Raw genomic sequence first — 17,910 nt, forward strand, 5'->3', positions numbered from 1 at the left:
ATGCTGCTTCGGCCCGCGCCCTGTCGAGCCGAACGGGCTACTTCACCTTGAAGGCGTTGGACGACGCCTGCACGCCGAAGCGGTCCGTCACGGTCAGCACCACGTTGGCGCCCTGCGCGTCGATGGCGATGTTCTGCACGCAGATGCCCCCGACGAACTTGTCCAGTGAGGTGGGGCTCACGTTGCCGTTGTTCTTGCTGATGGACAGGTCGACCTTGTCCGTGAAGTCCGCGGCGCGCGGGCCCACGGCGCGGACCGTGATGGTGAAGGGCTGGCCGATGTCCTGGTCCGAGATGGGCTCGAACTCGTAGCCGGTGATGTCTCCCTCGCCCATCGGTCGGGTCGGATCCTGCCCCGCGTCGGGCTCCGGGCCTCCATCCGCGACGTAGACGCCTCCGTCGGGGATGCCATCGGGCCCCGCGTCCGGCGTTCCCGCGTCCTGATTCCAGAGCGTGAATCCCTGGGGGCTCGTGGTCTCACGCCCATCGTCCAGCGCCACGCGCACGTCATAGGCCGCGGCGCCGAGGTTCGCGGGGAGGTCCACCGCGAAGAGGCTCTGCGCGTTCAGCGCGAACACCCTGGCCTCCTGATCTCCGATCCACACCCGCGTGCGGCCTTGGAGCTGCGCCTCTCCCTCGGCGTAGTCCAGGCGGACGGGGAACGCCGCATCGATCTCCAGGAGGATGGGGTCGGTGCGGCCGACGGTGTCCGAGGCGGGCCTGACGGAGACGATGCGTGGCGCGGGGAGCGATGTGCTCGAGCCACAGGCGGACAACACCAGCATCGCCAGGAGCACGAGCGCGCGGGTCATGGCTCGAACCTCATCCCCAGCAGCACCGAAACACCGCCGAGCTGGGCGTCCAACCACGGCGTGCTCGCCGGAGCCCACGCACCGCGCAGCTCTCCCAACGCGCTCCAGCGCCCGAATCGGTACGCGCCCTGGATGGCCAGCAACCCCATGCCGGAAAGCTTGCTCTCTTTCACCTCCGCCGGGAAGTCGGTCTGGAGTCGGTGACGGAAAGGCGCCACTCCTCCTCCTGCTCGGCCGTACAGGGACAGCGCCGCGCCGCGCAACAACTCGACGCGCGCCGATACGAGCACCGGCACCGCGAACACCTGCGAGCGCACCGCGCCGAGCGCGCCCACCGTTCCCCGGAAGGACGCGGCCCGCACGCCCACCTCCAGCTCCCCCGCCAATCGTCGCTCCCACCAGGGCGTGGTGAACGCCACCCCCAGCGCACCGAAGGGACCCGAGTTGTCGCCCCGCGCGAACACGCCCCCCGCGAGCACCTGGACCGCCGGGCGCCACGGTGCATCGCCCACGAGGGCAGGGGGCGGTTTGGCCGCGGGAGGCTTCGTCACGACGACGACGCGGAAGACCTCCGCGTGCGCGCGCACGTCGTCTCCAGCGCCGTCGGCCTGGACGACGGCCGTCACCGAGGCCGCGTCCTCCTCCGGCGTCACCCGGAAGCGGGCGATGTCACCGACCTCGATGGGCTCGGCCCGTCCCCCATCGACGTGCAATTTCAACCGCGCCACATCCAGCGGCCCCTCGCCCGCCACGAGCAACCACCCGCCCCGGGCAGGCAGCGGTGCGGGCGTGAGGGCCGCGACATGGGGACTCACCCTCGGGACATCCAACGGCGCGGAGGCATCCGTGCGCAGCTCCCCGCGCGTGGCGAGCACCCGCGCCGAAGCGACCCCCGGAGGCACCTCGAGAGGGACACGCGCCTTGCCCTTCCCATCCGCCTGGACCGGGCCGAAGTGCGTCTCACCCACGAGCACCGTGACGGAGGCCCCGGGCGAGGTCGCCACGTCGAGCGTCGTCTGCCCCAGCAGGGCGAGCCGCAGCACGGTGACCTCGGGCGGGCCGTCGGCGGCCTCCACCCAGAACAGGAACACCGCCACCAGCGGATGCCGGACGGGCGGCGGCGTCCACTGGAACGTCCGCACCGCGCCGTGCGCCAGGCGCTCCTCGGCGAAGTGTCCGGAGGAGGCGGCCACCCGCAGCGCCCCCGTCTCCGGAGGCACGCGGACCTGGAGGGACACCGTCTTGTCCCTCCCGAGGACGACCCGGGTGGGGGAGGCGAGCACCTCCAACCCGGGCCCTCCCGAAACCGGGACCGCCATGGCCGACGACGCGGCCACGGCGAAGACTAGAAAAGCCAGGAAGGGCGGTAAGCGGGTGCGCACGAGCGATTCCGCCGAACTTCGCCCTCCAGGCTCTTTCCGGTCAACCCTCGCTGACGGGGGCGTCCTCGGCGGGGGTGTCCAGCGCGGCGGCCTGCGGCTTGTCCGCGGGGCCGGTGGCCTGCCGGACGGGCGGGCTGAAGGCGGGCTTCTCGGTGGGAGCGCCGCCCCGACCGTGCACCAGCGTCTTGGTGTCGGTGCGGAAGGTGATGTCGAACTTGTCGCCCCGCACGGCCGTCACGAAGCCCACGCCGAACGTCGGGTGCTGGAGGACCTGATCCACCGCGTAGGTGTCCTTCGGGCTGTAGCGGGGCGCGTTGGCCACGTCCTTGCCCGCCAGCTGCTCCTCGAAGGAGATGATGATCTTCTCCGCCTTGGTGGTGCCGCTGGACGACGCCCGGCTCGCGCGCGGGGTGCTGCTGCTGCTGGTGGAGGTGGGGCGGTCCGTGGTGCCAGGAGCCCCGCGGTAGGCGTGGTCCCCGTTGCACGTGTTGCAGCGCACCCGAGCAATCTTCGTCCCCACCATCGCCAGGATGGTGTGCGCGAGGGTGAGCTTGCAGCGGGTACAGTACGCGTCCACCTCGCCGCCGACCTTTTGAGTTGCCATGTTCGTCTGAGTTCTCGGCCCGGCGCGCCTGTGACGGGGAGCCGGGCATGAAGGAAAGGGGCGCGGAACATAAACGCAACGCTTCGAAGTGAGGTAGTCCCTTCGTCGTCCGCTCGCACGGGAACACTTCGCTTGTGCCCCCCTTCGCACCACGTAAGAGTAGGCGCCTGAACGCATGACCACGCAGACCCCCAGCAAGCCGGCTCGCGAGCCCGGGATGCTCACCCAGACGGTGAGCAGCTTCGGCAAGGGCCTCATCGACGTCGTCAGCTCCATTGGTGGCGTGGTGACGCTGGCCTTCGACGTGGCCCGGTGGAGCGTCCGACCTCCCTACCGGCTCCACAACCTGTTCGCCCAGCTGGACTTCGTGGGGGTGGGCTCCATCTTCATCGTCGGGCTGACCGGCCTCTTCACGGGCATGGTGTTCGCCCTGCAGACCTCCGAGGCCTTCCGCATGTTCGACGCGGAGAGCCTGGTGGGCCCCACGGTGGCGCTGACGCTGACGCGGGAGCTGGCAGCGGTGTTCTCCGCGCTGATGGTCACCATGCGGGCGGGCTCCGCCATGTGCACGGAGCTGGGCACCATGCGCGTCACCGAGCAGGTGGACGCCCTGGAGACCATGGCCGTCAACCCGGTGCAGTACCTGCTGGTCCCCCGGGTGCTGGCGGGCCTGTTCATGGTCCCCATGCTGACCATGCTGTTCAACACCACGGGCATGTCCGGCGCCTACTTCGTCGCGGTGGGCGGGCTGGGCATCTCCCCGGGCACGTTCCTCACGCGCACCCAGGCGTGGCTGGAGCCGGCGGACGTCTACGAGGGCGTCATCAAGGGCGCGGTCTTCGGCCTCTCCGTGGCGCTCATCTGCTGCTACAAGGGCTTCAACGCCTCGGGCGGCGCCAAGGGCGTCGGTCAGGCGACGACGGAGGCGATGGTGGCCAGCGCGCTGTCCATCTTCATCCTCGATTTCCTCGTGGGCATCGTGATGCACTGATGGCTGCCTCCGGTCCTCCTCCGCGTCCCGAAGCCGGCGCGTCCACGAAGCCGATGATTCAAATCGTGGACCTGCAGAAGACGTTCGGTGAGAACAAGGTGCTCACCGGCATCAACCTCTCCGTGCCCCAGGGCAGCACGTGCGTCATCCTCGGGGGCTCCGGCTCCGGGAAGACGGTGCTGATGAAGCACATGATCGGCCTGCTCCGCCCGGACAGCGGCCAGGTCAACATCGATGGGGAGGACATCGTCCCCATGGGCGTCGAGGACCTGCAGCGGGTGCGCAACAAGTTCGGCATGGTGTTCCAGGCCGCGGCCCTGTTCGACTCGATGACGGTGTTCGAGAACGTGGCCTTCCCGCTGCGCGAGCACACGAAGCTGTCGGAGGACGAGCTGTACGCCAAGGTCCGCGCCAAGCTGGACCTGATGGACCTGAAGCGGGAGGTGGAGTCGAAGTTCCCCTCGGACCTGTCGGGCGGCATGCGCAAGCGCGTGGGCCTGGCGCGGGCGGTGGTGCTGGACCCGAAGATCGTCCTCTACGACGAGCCGACCACCGGCCTGGACCCCATCACCACGGACTCCGTGGACGAGATGATCCTCGCGGCTCAAAAGGGGCTGGGGGTCACCAGCGTGGTCATCAGCCACGACATCTCCTCGGCCTTCAACGTGGCGGACCAGATCGCCTTCCTGTCCAAGGGCGTCATCGTGGAGAACGGCACCCCGGAGCAGCTGCGCATGTCCCAGCACCCCGCGGTGAAGGTGTTCCTGGAGACGTGGTTCGGGAAGAATTGACAGGGTCTGCGCCCGCCGGGTCCGGTTTCAGGAAAATGTGGCACTCCGGATGCAAAACGTTAGAGTCGCGCCCGGCCGGTAGCCCTCGGAGTCACATCAGGTGAAGAAGCTCGTTACGCCTTTCCGTGTTGGCCTGCTGGTCATCGCCGCGGGGGCCTTTTTCGTCGGCTTCGTGCTGTTCGCGCGCGAGGGCGGCCTGAGCGACAGTGACTCCACGCGTGTCTGGGCCTACTTCCGGGATGCGTCCGGCCTGGCGGTGCGCGGGCGGGTGCAGATCGCCGGCATCCGGGTGGGAGAGATCGACGACATCGTCCTGGAGGGCACGCGGGCGCGGGTGTTCCTGAAGATCCGCAACGACGTGGACCTGCGCGAGGACGCGGTCCTCACCAAGCGCTCGGAGTCGCTCCTGGGCGACTACCTGCTGGACCTGAACCCGGGCACGGAGAACGCCCCCAAGCTGGAGACCAACGGGCAGATCCGCCGCGTCATCGACAGCCAGGGCATGGAGGCCATCTTCGAGTCGCTGTCGCAGATCACCTCCGACATCCAGCAGGTGACGGGCGCGCTGCGAGAGGTGCTCGGCGGCGAGCGCGGGGCGGGCTCGCTCCAGCGCATCGTCGAGAACCTGGTGCGGCTGTCGGACTCGGTGGACGCCACCGTGCGCCGCAACGCGGACCGCCTGGACGTCATCCTGGCCAACTTCGAGGGAGTGTCGTCCGACGTGCGGACCATCACCCAGAGCAACCAGGCCGACGTGGGCCGCATCGTCGACAACATCGAGTTCATCACCCGCGACGTGCGCGAGGTGCTCGCCAGCGTCAAGAACATCGTCGGCAGCGGGGAAGGGGACTTCAAGGAGAGCGTCGCCAGCCTCAAGCAGACGCTCACCAAGCTGGACAACTCCCTGGGCAACCTGGAGGAGATCACCCGCAAGGTGAAGGACGGCGAGAGCACCGCCGGCATGCTGCTCACCGACGAGAGCGTGGGCCGCGAGGTGCGCGAGACGGTGCGCGACGTGTCCAGCCTGGTCTCCCGCCTCACGGAACTGCAGACGGAGGTGGGCATCCAGAGCACCTACCTGGCCGCGCAGGGCCGCTCGAAGAACATGCTGTCCCTGCGCCTCATCCCCCGGCCGGACAAGTACTACCTGCTGGAGATCGTCGACGACCCGCGCGGCACCGTCACCACCCAGGTGGTGCAGACCAACCCGCCGTCGGAAGGCGACCCGGTCATCCAGACGCAGAAGGTGACCAAGGAGAGCCTGAAGATCAGCGCGCAGTTCGCCAAGCGCTGGTACTTCACCACCCTGCGGGTGGGCCTCATCGAGTCCACCGGCGGCGTGGGCGCGGACCTGCACCTGTTCGACGACGCGCTGACCCTGAAGATGGACGCGTTCAACTTCGCGGCGGACGAGCTGCGCTACCCCCGGCTGCGCGCCACGCTGCGGGCCCAGGCCTTCGACCACCTGTTCGTCGTCGCGGGCATGGACGACATGCTCAACGCGCAGCAGCGCGACGTCGTCACCCAGCGGCTCATCGCCGGCCGCGACTTCTTCGTGGGCGGCGGCCTGTTCTTCACCGACGACGACCTCAAGGCCATCATCACGGCCACCGGCATCCCCTCGCCCTGAGCGTCGCCGGAGCGCGGCGAGCTTGACGCCGGCCGTGAAACCGCGTACCCGGCACGGGCACGGGGTCCTGGTAGGAAGCCGTGCTTTCTCGGCCATTTCCAGGAAGCTCGCATGTCCCTGCTCGTCGTCGGCTCCGTCGCATTGGACTCGGTGGAAACCCCCTTCGGACAGAAGGAGGACGTCCTCGGCGGGTCCGCCACGTTCTTCTCCACGTCGGCGTCGTTCTTCTCCCCCGTGCGCGTCGTCGCCGTGGTGGGGGAGGACTTCCCCGAGGCCCATGTCAGCTTCCTGAAGGGCCGGGGCATCGACCTGGAGGGCCTCACCCGCGAGTCCGGCCGCACGTTCCGCTGGAAGGGCCGCTACGGCTACGAGCTGAACGAGGCGAAGACGCTCGACACCCAGCTCAACGTCTTCCAGGCGTTCTCGCCGGACCTGCCCGCGTCCTACCGCGACACGCCCTACGTCTTCCTGGGCAACATCCACCCGGAGCTCCAGGCACGCGTGGTGGACCAGGTCCGCAACCCCAAGCTGGTGGCCGCGGACACCATGAACTTCTGGATCCAGGGCAGCCGCGACGCGCTGCTCAAAACGCTCCAGCGGGTCAACCTGCTCTTCGTGAACGACGCGGAGGCGCGGCAGCTGGCCGGCGAGCACAACGTGGTGAAGGCCGCCCGCGCCATCCTCGGCATGGGGCCCCAGCGCGTGGTGGTCAAGCGCGGTGAGTACGGCGCGCTCCTCTTCGAGAAGGACCACATCTTCGCCTGCCCGGCCTTCCCCCTGGCCGAGGTCTTCGACCCCACGGGCGCCGGAGACACCTTCGCGGGTGGCTTCATGGGCACCGTGGCCACCGCGGCGTCCGGGGTGGACTCGGCCGTCCTGCGCCGCGCCATGGTCATGGGCAGCGTCATGGCCTCCTTCACCGTGGAGAAGTTCAGCCTGGAGCGCCTGCGCGAGGTGACGCGCCCGGAGATCCACGCCCGCTTCGCGGAATTCAAGAAGCTGACCCACTTCGAGGACCTGGGGCCGCTGGAGCGCTGAGTGCCGGGCGGGCAGGGTGGGGTCCGGCCCCACCCATGAACTTGACGGTGGATTCAGGCCGTCCCTAGGCTTTCCTCCTTTTGGGTGCTCGGGGAAGGAAGAGGGTTGAGCGATAACCGAAAGTCCGCGCGGGTGCCGACCTTGCTTCGCTGTTGGTGCGAGACCGACAATGTCACCCTGTACGCGCGCATCACCAACCTGAGCGAGGGCGGCCTGTTCCTGCGGACGAGCACGCCGCTGAAGCGAGGGGCGAAGGCGGTGCTCCGGCTGACCCCGGGGGATGATCCCGAGGTGCAGACCGCGGCCACGGTGGTATGGCTGCGGGAGGAGGAGGACCGGGCCTATCCGCCGGGGATGGGGCTGCGGTTCGAGTCGCTGGACGCGGAAACCCTGGGGCGGCTCCGGCGGATTATCTCTCAGCAGCAGAAGAACCCCGTGAAGGCGGTCTGGGCCGGCTGAGCGCCGGGCTCCCACCAGCCGAGGCATCCATGCGCATCGCCGTCATCTCCGACATCCACTCCAACATCGAGGCGCTCACCGAGGTGCTGCGGGTCTGCGAGCAGCAGAAGGTGGACCGCATCGTCTCCCTGGGTGACATCGTCGGGTACGGCGCGTCGCCGAATCCCTGCTGTGAGCTGGTGCGCTCGGTGGCGGAGGTGACGCTCTTGGGCAACCACGACGCCGCGGTGGCGGGGCGGATGGACTACTCGTACTACTACGACGCCGCCCGGCACGCGCTGGACTGGTCCGCCAACGTCCTCACGGACGAGAACATGGCGTGGCTGCGCAGCCTGCCGTACACGTACCGCATCGGCGAGGTGGGCTTCTGCCACGGCTCGCCCATCGACCCGAAGGCGTACGAGTACATCTTCGCGCTCGAGCAGGCGCGGGAGCTGACGCCGTACGTGGAGGAGCTGCCCGAGGTGACGTTCATCGGGCACAGCCACCTGTGCCGCGCGTTCGCCATCGGCAATGGCGAGGTGAACGACGTGGTGGCCCAGAAGTTCGGCATCCGCCGGGGCTACAAGTACATCATCTCCGTGGGCAGCGTGGGCCAGCCGCGCGACTACGACAACCGGGCCTGCTTCGTCATCTGCGACACGGACGCTCGCACGGTGGAGTACCTGCGGGTGGAGTACGACATCGAGACGGCGGCGCAGAAGATCTTCGACGCGGACCTGGCGCTCAACTTCGGCAAGCGACTGTTCCTCGGGGTTTGACGCGCCGCCTTCGGAAAACTGTGCACGGGCCGGGGGACATGAAATAAACCGGGTCCGTGCGCCCCCAGGTCCTCCGAGTGTCCCTCCGGCCCTTCGCGGCCCTGCTGTCCTCCCTGTTGCTGCTGCTGTCGGCCTGCCGCCGCGAGCCGCAACCGTCGTCGCCGGAGTACCAGCAGGCCACGCGCCAGTTCCGCGAGCTGTACGCGCAGAAGCTGGATGAGGCCTACCTGGACCCGAAGATGGGCCCCATCGAGGCGCAGCTCCAGCGGGTGCCGCAGGACAGCCTGGATGCCCCTTCCGCGCAGGAGCTGCTCCAGCGCATCCAGCGCGAGCGCACGCGCATGCAGTCGGAGCTCGCCGCGCGCCAGAAGGCCGTGGCCAGCGCCCGCGAGATTCCGCCCGGCGCGCCCTCCACCACGCTCGCGCCCCCGCCGCCTCCTCCTCGCGCCGAGCCCGTGGACGCGGGGCCTCCGGACGCGGGCCCCATCAACGGTCCCCAGGTCGGTTCTCCGGCGAGCGAGCTGGTGGCCGGCTTCCGCGGCTGCTTCAAGCGCGGCACGCCCATCGACGTGGAGGGGCGGGGCATCCGGGACGCGTGGGAGATGACCGACAGCACGGCCTGCCGCCTGGAGTACCCGGGCCACGTGGGCACGGTGCTGCTGACCGAACAAGGCCGGGTCCTGATGTTGTTGCCCAAGAGCTCCGTGACGACGGTGACGCGGACGCTGGATGCTGGGACGACGCCCCCCGCGGCGACGGACGCCGGCCGTTAATCAAAGACGCCCCATGAACGACCAGACCTTCATGAAGTTGATGCGCCTGTTGCCCAAGTCGGCCCTGTCGACGGTGGTGGGCATGGCCACTCGAGCCCCGCTGCCCGCGCCCGTGCACCAGGCGGCCATGCGCGCGTTCGCCCGCTCCTACAACGTGGACATGACGGAGGCCGAGCACCCCATCGAGCACTACCCGACGTTCGCCCAGTTCTTCACGCGCGGCCTGAAGACGGGCCTGCGTCCCATCGACGCGGACGCGAAGTCCGTGGTGTCGCCGGTGGACGGGCGTGTGTCGCAGGTGGGCTACTCCGACCTGGGGCGGTGCCTGCAGGCCAAGGGCATCGAGTACACGGTGGACGAGCTGCTGGGGGACGCGGAGGCGGCGAAGCCGTTTCACGGTGGCGCCTGGACGACCATCTACCTGTCGCCCAGGGACTATCACCGCATCCACTCGCCGCTGGCGGGCACCATCACCGGCTACGCGTACATCCCCGGTGAGTTCTGGCCGGTGAACCCGGCGTCGGTGCTCAACAAGCAGTCCCTGTTCTGCGTCAACGAGCGGCTGGTGACGTACCTGGAGACGGCCGCGGGCAAGTGCGCCGTGGTGAAGGTGGGCGCCACCTGCGTGTCGCGCATCAAGGCGGCGTACGACGACGTCACCACGCACACGGGCCAGCCGGGCAAGGTGCACCGGTATCAAGAGGGCTACAAGGTGGAGAAGGGCGGCGAGCTGGGCCGCTTCGAGATGGGCTCCACCGTCATCCTGCTGTTCGAGCCGGGCCGCGTGAAGTGGGACCCGGTGCTGCAGGAGGACGCGGTGCTGCGGCTGGGGCAGCGCATCGGAGTGGTGCCGTGAGCCAGACGCTCGCCGCCGTCAAGGGCATGAATGATCTCCTGCCAGGGGAGATTGAAATCTGGCAGCACGTGGAGGGGCTGGCCCGGGAGCTGTTCGGGCGCTTCGGCTACGGGGAGATCCGCACGCCCATGGTGGAGGACACCGCGCTCTTCGTGCGCAGCGTGGGCGAGGAGACGGACATCGTCGGCAAGGAGATGTACACCTTCGACGACAAGGGTGGCCGCAGCCTGTCCTTGCGTCCCGAGGGCACGGCGCCCGCGGCGCGCGCGTACATCGAGCACTCCATCCTGAACCAGGAGCCGCTGACGCGCTGGTTCTACACGGGGCCGATGTTCCGGTACGAGCGGATGAAGACGGGCCGCTACCGGCAGTTCTATCAAGTCGGCGCGGAGGCCTACGGCTCGAAGGAGCCGGCCCAGGACGTCGAGGTGATGGACATGGTGGCCCAGTTCCTCCAGGCGCTGGGGCTCCAGGACATCGCGCTCAACCTCAACTCGCTCGGCGACGAGGCCTGCCGGCCCGCGTACCACGCGAAGCTGGTGGAGTACCTCAAGGCGCACATCGACGAGCTGTGCGGCGACTGTCACCGCCGCATGGAGACGAACCCGCTGCGCGTGCTCGACTGCAAGAACCCCAAGTGCCAGGAGGTCGCCGGCAAGGGGCCCAACGTGCTCGAGTTCCTGTGCGAGCCGTGCAAGGCGCACTTCGACGACGTGCAGCGCAAGCTGACGGCGCTGGACATCAAGTACGTCGTCAACCCGCGCATGGTGCGCGGCCTGGACTACTACACGCGCACCGTCTTCGAGTTCATCGCCTCGCACCCGGCGCTCGGCACCGCGAGCACGGTGGGCGGCGGTGGGCGCTACGACAAGCTGGTGAAGAGCCTGGGTGGGCCGGACGTGCCCGCCGTGGGCTTCGCGTGTGGTCTGGACCGGCTGGTGCTGCTCTTGAAGGAGGGCACCCGGAAGTTCGGTGCGTCGCCGGACCTGTTCATCGCGGTGGCGGATCCGGGCTCGCAGGACACGGCCTTCACCCTGGCCAGCAAGCTGCGGCGCGAGGGCCTGCGCGTCGACTTCGACACCCGGGGTGGCAGCCTCAAGAGCCAGATGAAGCGCTCCGACAAGAGCGGGGCCCGCTTCACGCTGGTGCTCGGTGAGCAGGAGCGCACCTCGGGAGAGGCGAAGCTCAAGCGGATGGCGGATGGCTCGCTGATCCCCGTGAGCCTGAGCGGCCTCGCCGCCGCGGTGCGTGAGCATTCGGCGGCGACCGAGGTTGCGCAGCGCGGCAACGCGACCTGATGTCTCAGTCAGGGATTGTGTTGAATCCCTGATATTTCCATGAATCCCGGAGGTGGTCTGTAACCTCCGGGAAATTCAGGGAGAACTCCGGGCGACTCAGTCGCGTGACCTTGGCCGGTGCGGTAGACTTCCGCCGTCAATGTCGAGTGAGTCCCCCAGCTCTGCTCCGTCCCAGGCCTTGCGCTGGATTCCCGTTCGGGGAGACAGCATGTGGCCGTCGTTGCGGGATGGAGACGTGGCGGGTGTCGAGCCGCTGTCTCGCGAGCCCCGCCCTGGTGAGGTCGTGCTGGCGCGGTTCAACGATGCGCTGGTGCTCCATCGGGTGTGCGCGGTGCGCGAGGGCGTGCTGTCGCTGCGCGGTGACAACGCGGCGGGAGAGGACCCTCCCATCGCCGCGTCGCGGATCCTCGGGTGCGTGGCGCGCGTGCGCAGGAGGGGCGTGGAGCTGGGCTCTGCGTGGGATGGTGGGCCGTCGCGCCTGGGACGGCTGCGCGCGCTGGTGCGCGGGCGGGTGGCGCGGTGGCTGGGGCGGCGCTCATGAGCGGCGACTTCGGGGGGGACAGTCATCCCCGGCGGCGCGCGGGGGCGGAGGGGCAGCGCTTCGGCGCGGACTTCCTGCTGCTGGACGCGGAGGGCCGCACGCTGCGGGGCCTCAACGCGACGGCGGTGCGAATCTGGGAGCTCAGCGACGGGACGCGCTCGGCGCGCTCGGTGGCCGAGGTGGTGGCCCGTGAGTTCTCCATGGACGTGGGCGCGGTGCTCGCGGACACGTTGCGATTTCTGACGGAACTGGCCCGCTTGGGCCTCATCGAAGAGCTTCAGGAGGTGCGGTGATGCGAGCGCGCATTGCGGGCTTCTCGGCGGCGGCGCTGCTGCTGGCGGCCTGTACGGAGGGCGGCGTGGCGCCCAAGGTGTCGGAGTGGACGGACGCGCCTTCCCGGGAGGTGCCGCCGGTGTCCCCGACGGACGTGTTGGGCGAGGAGGACGTGGCGGCCCGGCCTCCCGCGGCGGAGGTGCCCGTCGTCGGCGAGCCGATGCCCGCGCCCCTGACGGGGCACGCCGAGGTGGTGGAGTCCGGCTCGCGAGGCCTGTCCGACGTGTCCCAGGTGGACGTGGACCTGACGCTCACGGGCGTGCGCGGCAAGGGCACGGTGGAGGTGGAGTTCGTGTCGCCCGCCGGCCACCCGTATGAGCGGCGGACGAGCGTGGTGGTGGCGAAGCCGGACATGACGCGGACCTTGCGCTTCTCGCTGCCCGTGGCCGGGACGACGGTGGCCACCTCCGCCATGAGCGGCACCTGGCAGGTGCGCTTCCTCTTCGACGGGGCGCCGCTGACCACGGCCGCCTTCACCCTGGAGCCGTGACGTGAGCCCCGCCCCCCTGAAGTCCGTCAACGCCCGCCTCGCCGCGCTCGTCGCCGCGCTTGTGCTGCCCTCGGCCGCGCTGGCGCAGAGCACCACGCGCGCCGCCGTCTTCACCACGCTCCCTGGACCCGGGGAGACGGTGGCCACCGTGGTGATGGACGAGGTGTCCGAGCTGCGCGTCCGGGTGCGCAACAACACGCGCGCCAACTCGCCGCAGTTCCGTCCCATCAACCAGGTCAACTTCGTGCTGCCCACGGGCTACACGCTGTTGGAGAGCCCCGCGCCCGCCGGATGGGTCGCCACCCACAACGTGGCGACGCGCAGCGTCCGCTACAACCTCCCGGTGAACTGCGCGGGCGCGGATGCCGGGCTGATGTTCGACGAGTCCGCGACGTTCACGCTGCGGATGATCCCGAACATCAGCGCGACGAACGCCACTGGCCAGCAGTTCACGACACAGCTCTCCGCGCACGAGGCCTGCGGCAACCTGTCGTTCGGCACCAATCGCACGCAGGACGAGGCCGAGTGGCAGCGCGTGAGCCTGGCGACGCGCGTGGACATCTCCCCGCGCGCCGTGGGCGTGGGGGACGACATCACCGCGCGGCTGGTCATCGAGAACCGCTCCTCCACCGCGAACCAGACCAACATCACGGCCGAGGGTCCGAGCACGGGCGCCGGTGGCGTGACGTTCCAGGTCGTCGAGGTGCAGCCCGCCAACTTCGCGGTGACCATCCCCCAGCGTGGCGCGGGCATCCTCTCCGCCCGGGCCACGACGCAGACGGGGGGAACCATGGTGGCCAGCGTGCGGGGACGCAACGGCTCGGCCTCCGTCACGTCGAACGTCGCGGACACGCCCATGGTGAACGTGGGGCCGCTGGCCGCCGCGGGCGACGTGGACAGCACGCAGGCCTTCACGGGCGAGACGGTCAAGGTGCGCCTGAGCGTCACCAACACGTCCCCCACCAGCTCGTATCTGAACGTGACGCCTCGGGCGCCCGTGCTGGTCGGCTCGGCGCAGGTGGCGCTGGCGTCGGGGCCCAGCCCGGCCAGCGTGGCGCGGCTGGCGCCGGGAGCGTCCGCGCACTTCATCTGGAGCTACACCGTCACCGGCGCGGAGCTCTCGACCTATGCGTTCGATGTCCAGGCGGATGCGACGCTGAATGGCGCCACCGTCTCGACGCCGGTGGTGCGCTCGGCCGAGGGCCGCGTCGTCGCGCACCGGGTGAAGGTCAGCCCGTCGGTGCTGGTGCCGGGGCAGGGCAATCAGACGGTGACGTACACGGTGCAGAACCGCGGCACGGTGCCGCTCGATGAGGTCAAGCTGCTCCGGCCGCCGGTGAACTTCTTCGGCATCACCGGCAACCCGCCCGCGCCCACCGGATGGATGTCCTATTACGACACGGCGACGGCGAGCTACACGTGGCTGGCGAACACCAACGCGGTGCGCATCATGCCCAACCAGGAGCGCACCTTCACGGTGACGTACGCCTCCGTGGCCAACGTCAACGCGCCCACCGTGTTCCGACACCGCGTGCACCTCCCTCTGGCCTACGCGTCGGATGCTGCTGCCCGCATCGAGACGCCGCTGGTGCTCGCCACGGGCCTGGCGCCGGAGGTCGAGCGCCTCACCGCGGTGGCTCGCGATGCCAGCGTGACGGTGACGTGGGACAACCCCTCGGTGCACAACGGGGTGCTCATCCTCCGCTCCGCCGGTGCCGCGCCGAACGCGGCGCCCGTCGCGGGCCAGACGTACGCGGCCGGTGCGACGCTGGGCAACGCCACCGTCGTCCTGTCGGAGTCGTTCAGCTCGGCGACATCCTTCGAGGACACGGGCGTCGTCAACGGCACGACGTACTACTACCGCGTCTACAACACGGATGACGTGGGGTTGTACTCGGCGGGCAATCGTCCCACGGCCTCGGTGGCGCTGATGGCCACGCCTCGGGCGCGCGTGGGCTCGGCGCCGCTGTGGTGCTACTCGGTGGGTCTGGACGCGCGGCTGCAGCCCATCACCGAGCTGGGCGTGGGCATCTTCAGCTCCTTCAATGACTCGGTGGTCGCCAACCTGACGAACGTCACCCACCCCTCCGCGGATGGCGCGGAGCGCTGGCGTCCGCTGCCGCTGTCGGGGCTCATCGGCAGCCGCTTCCCGGTGGTGCCGCTCAATGGCCTGCCGGGCCAGTACATCCTCACGGCGGACCAGAGTGGCGTGGCGTATGCGCTCAACGCGACCACGGGCACGGTGCTGTGGCGCTGGAACAACAACGGCGCGCCCATCGGCACCATCCAGTCGTTCCCGGTGACGCAGCTCCACGACTACGCGAACGCGGCGTACAAGGCCGCGCGTCCGAACACGGACCTGGTGTTCTTCGCGACGCGGCTGGCGAACGCCGCGCAGAACCGCGTGGTGGCGCTCAATGCGCGCACGGGTGCGCCCGTCTTCACTTACCAGCCCGGGGACCTGGGCATGGTGAGCGGCGGCATGGTGGTCGACTACACCACCAACCGGCTGTTCATCGGCGCGAAGGCGAACGGGTCAGCGGCCACGTTCCGTGTGCTCAACACGCTCAACGGCGCCGAGGTGGGGCGCCTGTCACTGGGGGATCTGGAGCACAGCCTGGTGCGCAACGGCGTGGCGAATCAGATCTTCGCGACGAACAGCGACGGCGTGGTGCACGCCGTCGACGGCAACACGATGCAGGCCGTGTGGAGCGTGAACGTGGGGACCCGGCCCTCGCCGAGCACGCCCGCCTTCACCAGCTTCGTGCGCCCGCTCGGCGGCGGCTTCGTGGCGAGCCTGGCCAGCGGCGCCGTGGAGTTCTGGGACTACTCGGCGCCCGGCGCGACGGCGCCCACGCGTGTGTGGACCACGCCCATCGCGAACCCGTCCGGTACGTTCACCCTCAACCAGGCCGGCGTGGTCCGCATCTACGCGGGCAGCTCCGATGGCAACGTGCACCAGCTCGAGATGATCGGCGGCGTGGACTCCGGCCAGGTCGCCATCGGTGGTACGCAGCTCATCGGCACGCCGACCATCGACACCACTGTCTCCCGACTGCACGTCGGCTCTCAGGACGGCCGCATCTGCGCCTTCCCGGTACCGTTCCCGTGAACCCTCCCTCGACCCCCTCGGCCCCGCAGTCCCCGGCGGTGGAGACGTCTCCGTCGTCCGTTGTCACGCCTCGCTACGAGGCGCCCGCCATCCTGTGGGAGCAGCCCTTCGTCGCGCTCGCGGCGATGTCGCAGTGCAACATCCCTGGCGAGTCGGAGTGCACGCCCTGAGCTCGTCGGGAGCCGGCCCGTCCGGTCCCCGTCGCTCGGGCCGCCTCGATGATTCGCAGGAGACGTCCGGCCCCTGGCTCACGCTGGCGGGCTGGACGGTGGGGCTTCATGTGCCGGAAGCCCGCGTCCAGGAGCTGCTCCGGCGCTCGCTCGCGGGCTTCATCGTCGACGCGCCTCCGGCGGGTGCTCGCGTCTCACGGTTGGAGGTGCGTCCGCCCGAGGTGCCGCGCGCGGAGCCGGCGACGCGAGCGCTTCCCCGTCCCTGGCGCGCGGAGGATGGCGCGCTCGTCCTCGAGGGGGAGGACTACTCGGCGCGCATCGAGGCGGGTGGTGCGCGGGGCGCGGTGGTCGGCGCGGGGCGCTTCCCGGTGGAGGTGGTCCTTCGCGTGATGCTGGCGGCGGAGCTGGCGCGGCGCGGTGGGCTGTTGGTGCACGGCGTGGCGCTCGTGCATGACGGGGCCGCGGCGCTGTTCACGGGGCACTCGGGCGCTGGCAAGAGCACGCTGGGCGGACTGTGGATGGGGGCGGGGGAGTCACTGCTCTCGGACGAGCTGGTCGCGATATGGCCGGAGGCACCGGGCCTGTGGCGCGCCTCGGGGACGCCGTGGAACGTGGGCTTTCCTCGGGAGGCGCGACTGGGGGCGGTGGGGACGCTGGCGTGGGATTCGAGCTCGCGCTGGGAGCGTCAGGGTGGGGGAGAGACGGGGCGGATGCTGGTGCACAATGTGCTGTTGCCCGAGGCGTCCCCAGCGGGCAGGGCCGCGATGCTGGCGTCCGCGGGTCGACTGTTGTCCGAGGTGGAGTCGGCGCGGTTGGTGTTCTCTCGGGATGAGTCCGCCGTCACGGTGGTGAGGGCTGCGTTGGGAGCGTCGCGACATGGGTGAGGGGCCGGTGTTGACGGTGGTCGCGGGGCCGACGGCCTCCGGGAAGACGGCGCTGGGCATCGAGCTGGCGCGTCGCCTGGGCGGAGAGATCGTCAGCGCGGACTCGCAGCAGGTGTATCGGCACTTCGACATCGGTACCGCGAAGCCGTCCGCGGAGGAGCTCGCGGCGGTGCCGCACCACCTGCTGTCCGTGGTGGACCCGCTGGAGACGTTCTCGGCCGCCGAGTACCAGCGTCGCGCGGACGCAGCCATCGCGGACATCACCGGCCGCGGTCGGCCTGTCATCGTCGTGGGCGGGACGGGGCTCTACCTGCGCATCCTGCTGCACGGCGTGGTGGAGGCTCCAGGCGCGCTCCCCGCGCTGCGCGCCGAGATGGAGGCGGTCGCGGCCGAGCAGGGACGTGAGGCCGTCCACCGTCGACTGGCCGCCGTGGATCCCGAGACGGCCGCGAAGCTGCCGGTCCAGGACCTGGTGCGTGTCGTCAGGGCGCTGGAGATCCACGCGCAGACGGGCGTGCCCGCCTCGGAGTTCCGCAAGGCCCATGCGTTCCTCCCGGACCGCTATCCCTTCCGCCTCTTCGTCCTGGAGCCGGCTCGCGAGGACCTGTACGCGCGCATCAACGCGCGCACCGAGGCCATGTTCGCCGCGGGCCTCGTGGACGAGACACGCGCGTTGATGGAGCGGGGGTACGCGGACGCGGCCCCCATGCGTAGCGTGGGCTACGTGCAGGCGCGCGCGGTGGTGGACGGACGCATGAGCCTCTCGGAGGCCATCCAGGACACGGCGCAGGAGACACGCCGGTACGCCAAGCGTCAGCTCACCTGGTTCCGCAAGGAGGCGGGCGCCGTCTTCGTCCAGCCTCCGTACGCCGCGCTCCGCGAGCACTCACCGCAATCCCCCGGGTGAGGCCTTGGTGCCTCGCCCCCCCGTGGGTGAGGCCTGCCCCCGAGGGAGGGGCGAGGAGGGGAGGGACCGGGAAGGCGCG

The 17,910-nt window shown here is 69.9% G+C and carries 19 protein-coding genes; 16 read left to right on the forward strand and 3 right to left on the reverse strand.

What is annotated here, in order from left to right; translation table 11 throughout:
• Positions 1-37 precede the first annotated feature (37 nt).
• The 3 genes from VZQ01_RS40715 to VZQ01_RS40725 form a co-directional block, all read right to left on the reverse strand.
• Positions 38-811 (reverse strand): hypothetical protein, encoded by a 774-nt coding sequence (locus VZQ01_RS40715; protein ID WP_426746342.1) that lies wholly within the window; start codon positions 809-811, stop codon positions 38-40.
• Positions 808-2,130: a hypothetical protein gene (locus VZQ01_RS40720; protein WP_267700908.1), complete on the reverse strand. Its 1,323-nt coding sequence runs from the start codon at positions 2,128-2,130 to the stop codon at positions 808-810. The genes VZQ01_RS40715 and VZQ01_RS40720 overlap by 4 nt, the downstream gene beginning before the upstream one ends.
• A gap of 103 nt (positions 2,131-2,233) precedes the next feature.
• Positions 2,234-2,797 carry a hypothetical protein gene (locus tag VZQ01_RS40725; protein WP_426746343.1) on the reverse strand — a complete coding sequence of 188 codons (564 nt, stop codon included), beginning with the start codon at positions 2,795-2,797 and terminating at the stop codon, positions 2,234-2,236.
• A gap of 175 nt (positions 2,798-2,972) precedes the next feature.
• Here VZQ01_RS40725 and VZQ01_RS40730 point away from each other — a divergent pair, with 175 nt between their 5' ends.
• The 16 genes from VZQ01_RS40730 (at position 2,973) to miaA (ending at position 17,831) form a co-directional block, all read left to right on the forward strand.
• A complete protein-coding gene (locus tag VZQ01_RS40730) occupies positions 2,973-3,788 on the forward strand; it encodes an MlaE family ABC transporter permease (RefSeq protein WP_223749024.1) in 816 nt (271 codons plus the stop codon).
• A complete protein-coding gene (locus tag VZQ01_RS40735; protein WP_370640380.1) occupies positions 3,788-4,579 on the forward strand; it encodes an ABC transporter ATP-binding protein in 792 nt (263 codons plus the stop codon). The genes VZQ01_RS40730 and VZQ01_RS40735 overlap by 1 nt, the downstream gene beginning before the upstream one ends.
• Positions 4,580-4,679: 100 nt before the next feature.
• On the forward strand, positions 4,680-6,209 hold the full coding sequence (locus VZQ01_RS40740) for an MlaD family protein (RefSeq protein ID WP_046713871.1): 1,530 nt from the start codon (positions 4,680-4,682) through the stop codon (positions 6,207-6,209).
• Between the two features lie 111 nt (positions 6,210-6,320).
• Positions 6,321-7,247 carry a PfkB family carbohydrate kinase gene (locus tag VZQ01_RS40745; RefSeq protein ID WP_223749023.1) on the forward strand — a complete coding sequence of 309 codons (927 nt, stop codon included), beginning with the start codon at positions 6,321-6,323 and terminating at the stop codon, positions 7,245-7,247.
• Positions 7,248-7,352: 105 nt separating this feature from the next.
• Positions 7,353-7,706, forward strand: a complete 354-nt coding sequence (locus VZQ01_RS40750) for a TIGR02266 family protein (RefSeq protein WP_223749022.1) — start codon at positions 7,353-7,355, stop codon at positions 7,704-7,706.
• 29 nt (positions 7,707-7,735) lie between these two features.
• Positions 7,736-8,467 (forward strand): metallophosphoesterase family protein, encoded by a 732-nt coding sequence (locus VZQ01_RS40755; RefSeq protein WP_141330841.1) that lies wholly within the window; start codon positions 7,736-7,738, stop codon positions 8,465-8,467.
• Positions 8,468-8,544: 77 nt separating this feature from the next.
• A complete protein-coding gene (locus VZQ01_RS40760) occupies positions 8,545-9,240 on the forward strand; it encodes a hypothetical protein (RefSeq protein WP_267700909.1) in 696 nt (231 codons plus the stop codon).
• A 13-nt stretch (positions 9,241-9,253) separates the two neighbouring features.
• The gene (gene asd / locus VZQ01_RS40765) at positions 9,254-10,096 is read left to right on the forward strand and encodes an archaetidylserine decarboxylase (protein WP_426746344.1); all 843 of its coding nucleotides are present in this window, start codon (positions 9,254-9,256) and stop codon (positions 10,094-10,096) included.
• Between the two features lie 26 nt (positions 10,097-10,122).
• Positions 10,123-11,394: a histidine--tRNA ligase gene (gene hisS, locus VZQ01_RS40770; RefSeq protein ID WP_223749138.1), complete on the forward strand. Its 1,272-nt coding sequence runs from the start codon at positions 10,123-10,125 to the stop codon at positions 11,392-11,394.
• A 208-nt stretch (positions 11,395-11,602) separates the two neighbouring features.
• Positions 11,603-11,935: a S24/S26 family peptidase gene (locus VZQ01_RS40775; protein WP_426746345.1), complete on the forward strand. Its 333-nt coding sequence runs from the start codon at positions 11,603-11,605 to the stop codon at positions 11,933-11,935.
• On the forward strand, positions 11,932-12,228 hold the full coding sequence (locus VZQ01_RS40780; RefSeq protein WP_046713863.1) for a PqqD family protein: 297 nt from the start codon (positions 11,932-11,934) through the stop codon (positions 12,226-12,228). Before VZQ01_RS40775 ends, VZQ01_RS40780 begins: the two co-directional genes overlap by 4 nt.
• Positions 12,228-12,758 (forward strand): hypothetical protein, encoded by a 531-nt coding sequence (locus VZQ01_RS40785; protein WP_267700911.1) that lies wholly within the window; start codon positions 12,228-12,230, stop codon positions 12,756-12,758. The genes VZQ01_RS40780 and VZQ01_RS40785 overlap by 1 nt, the downstream gene beginning before the upstream one ends.
• Before the next feature lies 1 nt (position 12,759).
• Positions 12,760-15,870 (forward strand): PQQ-binding-like beta-propeller repeat protein, encoded by a 3,111-nt coding sequence (locus VZQ01_RS40790; RefSeq protein WP_426746346.1) that lies wholly within the window; start codon positions 12,760-12,762, stop codon positions 15,868-15,870.
• Positions 15,867-16,040, forward strand: coding sequence for a hypothetical protein (locus VZQ01_RS40795; protein ID WP_223749016.1), 174 nt, complete (start codon positions 15,867-15,869; stop codon positions 16,038-16,040). The genes VZQ01_RS40790 and VZQ01_RS40795 overlap by 4 nt, the downstream gene beginning before the upstream one ends.
• The gene (locus VZQ01_RS40800) at positions 16,028-16,924 is read left to right on the forward strand and encodes a hypothetical protein (protein ID WP_267700913.1); all 897 of its coding nucleotides are present in this window, start codon (positions 16,028-16,030) and stop codon (positions 16,922-16,924) included. Before VZQ01_RS40795 ends, VZQ01_RS40800 begins: the two co-directional genes overlap by 13 nt.
• Positions 16,917-17,831, forward strand: coding sequence for a tRNA (adenosine(37)-N6)-dimethylallyltransferase MiaA (miaA, locus tag VZQ01_RS40805; RefSeq protein WP_426746347.1), 915 nt, complete (start codon positions 16,917-16,919; stop codon positions 17,829-17,831). The genes VZQ01_RS40800 and miaA overlap by 8 nt, the downstream gene beginning before the upstream one ends.
• Positions 17,832-17,910 lie beyond the last annotated feature (79 nt).

This window comes from Myxococcus faecalis, assembly GCF_050039385.1.
Taxonomy (GTDB): Bacteria; Myxococcota; Myxococcia; order Myxococcales; family Myxococcaceae; genus Myxococcus; species Myxococcus fulvus.